The sequence below is a fragment of the Acinetobacter sp. UBA6526 genome (genome assembly GCF_002434875.1).
Classification (GTDB): Bacteria; Pseudomonadota; Gammaproteobacteria; order Pseudomonadales; family Moraxellaceae; genus Acinetobacter; species Acinetobacter venetianus.
On the sequence record NZ_DJLC01000229.1, the window covers coordinates 28,600 to 33,374 of the forward strand.

Consider the following 4,775-nt stretch of genomic DNA (forward strand, 5'->3'; position numbering starts at 1 on the left):
TTGTGTTGCCAATACATGTTCAACTTCAGATGTACCGATACCATGTGCTAAACAGCCAAAAGCGCCATGTGTTGCTGTATGTGAGTCGCCGCAAACAACAGTCATACCAGGTAAGGTCAAACCTTGCTCTGGCCCAACTACATGCGCAATCCCTTGACGAATATCGTTGATACCAAACTCAGTGATATTAAAAGTTTTACAGTTATCATCTAAGGTTTGAACTTGGATACGCGAGGTATCATCTTCAATCCCTGCAATACCTTGTTCACGTTCCTTTTTAGAGGTAGGAACGTTATGATCTGGGGTTGCGACGTTTGCGTTTAAGCGCCATGGTTGACGATTGGCAAGCTGTAAGCCTTCAAATGCCTGAGGACTTGTGACTTCATGTAATAAGTGACGATCAATATAAATCAAGCTCGAACCATCGTCGCGCTGCTTTACTAAATGGTCATCCCATAATTTATCATACAATGTCTTGCCTGCCATGTCATCGCTCTCCATCGTGCTTGTCATTGGACTGGGTATTCTTAATCTTAAATTGATTATAGCAATCGTTTCACATAAATCTAATTTATCATTTTTATTAATTAAAAAACTTTTAGGAATGATTTAATTCCACCAAAGCCTTGAATGGATAATAATGTTTTGTTCTTTATGAATAGGTAAATTAAGCCATTGGACAATACTCCGATAACTTTGAAAAAAATGATCAAATTGCATTCTGGCCTCTGATTCGTTTACACACTGCACTGAAGCAATACGCCCTGTATCCATTTCTGGCCCATCTTCTGATTTCATTAATTCTAATGCAATCAGAATAATAGGCTTATATTTTCCCCTTCGATCATATAAAGGATAACAATGAATCGCACAACGTACATATCCTACACCTATCATCTCCTTCTTTTTATTATTGAACTCCATAGAAATCTTTCGATGAATGTCTTGTTTTAGTTTCACTCTCACTACTTTTTGGGAGTTAAAACATGCAAAAATAATCGTAAAAAATGCAAGCAGAATTGGTACTAAAATCATTAATGCTGCGCCTAATGATGAGTTTAGATTTAATTTCTGAGTTAGCCACACCATAAATACAAAATATATAATTGGCCCGATAAAAATCATAGCCATTAGAGCTGACGAAATACTTGTTTCATTAAGTAAATATTCCTTTTTTGTTCTATAAGAAAGTATGTTACCCCTAGAGGCTTCTATGTGTGATATGTATTGGTTCACTCTATTTTCCTTATTTATTAGGTAACAATTTGATATCTATGACATATTCTTTCATTCGATACCAATATTTTTCTTTTCCAATCCTTTTATAATCAATATTTTGTAGCATAGGCATCTTAAATAATTCACTACGTAATTGATAAGCATCATAATCGCCTTGCCAAGTTTTCACATAAACCATCCAACCTAATGCAATACATACAAGCACAAAAAAGGCAAATACCATCCCTAGGAAAAAACCTGCAATAGAATGTAAGCCCAACCAAGTTACAGTCATTACCAGTCCTGATACATTCAAAACCCATCTCGGGATGTCTTGGTTTTCATTTATCCGAGGTGCTTTCGGATGTAAAAATGGTGCAATATGTAAAATATTTTTTGAGCTTAACAGTGCTAAAACCTCGTAGCACTTTTCATCTTGTTTTTTTAAGATCACTACTTCAACAATATCATTTTCATAGAAAGTACAATCTGTAAAACCACCTTTCAATGGATATCCATCTATGTATGCTAAAAAATGACTAACTTCAAAATAATAAGATTGATTTATTAAACTAGAATTCGCCTTATACCAATGAAAAGGTTTTTTCCCCATATGTCGAATATCGCTAATCTTTCCTTTTATTTGTAATAATTCTGAATCAAATTTCATTGAATAAACTCATCATTTATCATCCTATATTTCTAATATATAACCCCTAGGATTACCATTTATAAATCCAATCATCATCAATTGAAATTTCTTTTTTACTTTTTAAATGATAATGATTATTATTTATATAAATAAGATTTGAGATGGTGATAGCGATGGCAAATATTCAGCAATTCGTGATTAACAATCAACGAACTTTAAAAAAAACGTTAAGTTACTACTTCATGCATATCACAGTAGCAATGCTGGTTGCCTATGTTGTAACAGGAAATCTGATCATGGCAGTGACTTTGAGCTTGCTTGAACCCACAGTACAAGCCTTTGCATTCTTCTTCCATGAAAAAATTTGGAATAGAAATGAACAAAAAGCCTAACTTTTAATTATACATATACAGCTTAAACTATATTTGTTCAGCGCTTTTACCTAAAATAGTCAGCTATATATGTCTCAGAACAAACATCTAAATTTTAATGATTTTCGAGTCTAAACTATGAATCTTGCCGCTTTTGAAGCATTTGTTAAAGTGATGGAAACGGGTTCAATTTCCATTGCTGCCGAACAGCTATTCATTACTCAGCCAGCGGTAACGAAACGGATTCATAGTCTAGAAGATTATTTTGGTGTGAAATTATTTGAATCTGCAGGTCGAGGTATTCAACCAACTCATGCAGCGCATTCTTTGCTTCCAAAAGTAAAAACTTGGCTCAATGAGCTCGGTGAAATCCACCACACACTAAGTCATGAACAAGCACAGGTACAAGGTCGTTTAAAGATTGGTACAAGTCACCATATTGGTTTGCACCATCTCGCAGAGCCACTAAAAGCTTTCGTACAGCTCTTTCCTCAAGTCACTTTAGATGTACATTTTGTTGATTCAGAACAAGCACATGAACAGGTACTTGCAGGTGAATTAGAACTCGCTTTCCTGACGCTCCCACCGACGGGAGATGATCGACTTAATTATTTAACCATTTGGAATGATCCTTTAGTTTTTGTTGCATCACCATTTCATCCACTCTCGCAACAAAGCAACCTTATACTAGAAGACCTAATTGCTTATCCGAGTTTATTGCCATCAGCGCACACCTATACCAGTCAAATCACCTTAGCTGAATTTGAAAATAAAGGGCTAAAGCCTAAAATCACCATGAGTAACAATCCTTTAGAATCAATTCGCATGTTGGTTTCGATTGGTCTGGGATGGTCAGTTCTACCAAAAACGTTACTCAATCAGGATTTGAAACAGCTCGATTTACAATTAAATATGAATCGCCAACTGGGTATGGTTTGGCACCCTGCACGTATTCAATCTAAAGCAGCAGAAGAACTCATTCAAATGATGCAAAAAGATTAATCCCCTCCGCAACTACTGCAACTACTTCCACAACTTGAAGAAGACTGGGCTTGTTGGTATTTAGAATAGTCTTTGCTCATTTCATCCAAGTCAAAGTATTGACCATCAATCCAACCTAAGGCTTGATCTATCACAAACAAACGAGGTATGACAGCACTATGCTTGGGTTCGAACCCATGTAATTTACAGCTTATTTTCCATGATTCGAATAACTGTTTTTGCTGTTGTTCTGGTTCAGTATTTAAATGATATGGATTGTGATTGAGGACTCGGCCAAGTGTTGCGCGACATAAATGCTGATACTGCTGAGGGAATTCCAACATGACATGCCAAAGTGCATCAACCGCATTTGATGGCATTGCATAAGCTTGCTTTTGCATAACATGCAGCGCCAAATAATCCTTAAAACCCACTTCTATTAATTGTCGTTGTTTCAAAGTCAGCTCAGGATGAGACTGGCGAAGTTTATTCCAAAAAATCGGCTCTATTTTTAGTTGTTCAATCGTCTGTAATCGAGCGCGTTGAGATCGGGTAAGCAATGAAATATTGATAACAAGCACACACCAAAGTATTGGAATAATCACCCAAGCTGTCCAAAATTGCTGCTGCCACGAATACATCAATCCGAATATGATAAAAGGTAAAATGATCCAACGTGTTTTTATAATCGGCTGTTGTCTTTTTAATCTCAGCAATTCGCTGAGTTGATTGGAAGTTTGTGCTTCTTGATTTATTTTTATTTTCATACTGACATCTTAAAATTTAAAAGTGACATTTATATGACAAAAAAACCTCCCTGACGAAAGGGAGGTTTTAATAATTCATTCAAATTATGCTGACTCAGTTAGATTGACCAATCTTGAATTTCCCAGCCCTGTTCTTGCGCGAGTTTTTCCAAACGGTCATCTGGGTTCACCGCAATCGCATGGGTCGCGTATTCAAGTAAAAAGCGATCATTGATTGAATCTGAATAAGCCCAAGACTCCTCAACGGTACGGCCAGCTAGCCATTGATCTAATCGCGTCAATTTGCCTTGTTGATAGCAAGGCACACCTGTGACTTTTCCCGTGTATTGCCCATCAATCACTTCTGCACTAGTCGCAATAATTTCAGTAATCCCAAACTCACGGAAAATAGGTGCTGTAATAAAGTCACTCGTCGCAGTAATCCCGACAATCGCATGACCTAAGTCTTGATGTTTTTTAATTGCATCAAAACCTTTAGGTCTCATTTTCGGGCGAATGACTTTTTGCATAAACAGTTGATGTAACTCAGTTAAGTACTGATTGTCATGCTTGGTTAAAAACTCAAAAACAAATTCATTATACGCAATTGGGTCAAGTTGCCCTGCTTTATAATCTTCATAAAACTTGTCATTCATTTGACGATGATGAACTGGATCAACCAAACCCTCATTGACCAAAAATTCACCCCATGAATGGTCAGAGTCAGTATTTAACAGCGTATGATCTAAATCAAACAAAGCCAATTGCATAGAATTTCTCGTTTAAACTGAAAATTAAGAAAAAAAA

At 36.3% G+C, this 4,775-nt stretch carries 7 protein-coding genes; 2 read left to right on the forward strand and 5 right to left on the reverse strand.

The genetic code is table 11. The features are described 5' to 3' along the window. The 3 genes from B4237_RS15545 to B4237_RS15555 form a co-directional block, all read right to left on the reverse strand. Positions 1–486 (reverse strand): aconitase family protein (locus tag B4237_RS15545; protein ID WP_286943865.1); only part of this gene is annotated, 486 nt, incomplete at its 3' end. 123 nt (positions 487–609) lie between these two features. Beyond that, a complete protein-coding gene (locus B4237_RS15550; RefSeq protein WP_278595930.1) occupies positions 610–1,236 on the reverse strand; it encodes a hypothetical protein in 627 nt (208 codons plus the stop codon). Positions 1,237–1,246: 10 nt separating this feature from the next. After that, positions 1,247–1,888 (reverse strand): hypothetical protein, encoded by a 642-nt coding sequence (locus B4237_RS15555; protein ID WP_019385748.1) that lies wholly within the window; start codon positions 1,886–1,888, stop codon positions 1,247–1,249. Positions 1,889–2,037: 149 nt separating this feature from the next. Between B4237_RS15555 and B4237_RS15560 the strand changes: the two genes are divergently transcribed. Together B4237_RS15560 and B4237_RS15565 are read left to right on the forward strand one after the other, a co-directional pair. Further along, the gene (locus tag B4237_RS15560) at positions 2,038–2,262 is read left to right on the forward strand and encodes a DUF2061 domain-containing protein (protein WP_278595990.1); all 225 of its coding nucleotides are present in this window, start codon (positions 2,038–2,040) and stop codon (positions 2,260–2,262) included. A gap of 117 nt (positions 2,263–2,379) precedes the next feature. Next, positions 2,380–3,243 (forward strand): LysR family transcriptional regulator, encoded by an 864-nt coding sequence (locus B4237_RS15565; protein ID WP_278595931.1) that lies wholly within the window; start codon positions 2,380–2,382, stop codon positions 3,241–3,243. Here the strand turns inward: B4237_RS15565 and B4237_RS15570 are convergent. Continuing rightward, entirely contained in the window at positions 3,240–3,989 is a 750-nt protein-coding gene (locus B4237_RS15570) for a hypothetical protein (protein ID WP_286943869.1), read from the reverse strand. The two genes, B4237_RS15565 and B4237_RS15570, sit on opposite strands and share 4 nt — an antisense overlap. A gap of 98 nt (positions 3,990–4,087) precedes the next feature. Then, on the reverse strand, positions 4,088–4,738 hold the full coding sequence (locus B4237_RS15575; protein WP_004876649.1) for an HAD family hydrolase: 651 nt from the start codon (positions 4,736–4,738) through the stop codon (positions 4,088–4,090). Positions 4,739–4,775 lie beyond the last annotated feature (37 nt).

Coding starts and splice junctions, on each gene's coding strand:
- B4237_RS15555 (WP_019385748.1), bottom strand. CDS start 1,888: ATGAAATTTGATTCAGAATTATTACAAATAAAAGGAAAGATTAGCGAT.
- B4237_RS15565 (WP_278595931.1), top strand. CDS start 2,380: ATGAATCTTGCCGCTTTTGAAGCATTTGTTAAAGTGATGGAAACGGGT.
- B4237_RS15570 (WP_286943869.1), bottom strand. CDS start 3,989: ATGAAAATAAAAATAAATCAAGAAGCACAAACTTCCAATCAACTCAGC.
- B4237_RS15575 (WP_004876649.1), bottom strand. CDS start 4,738: ATGCAATTGGCTTTGTTTGATTTAGATCATACGCTGTTAAATACTGAC.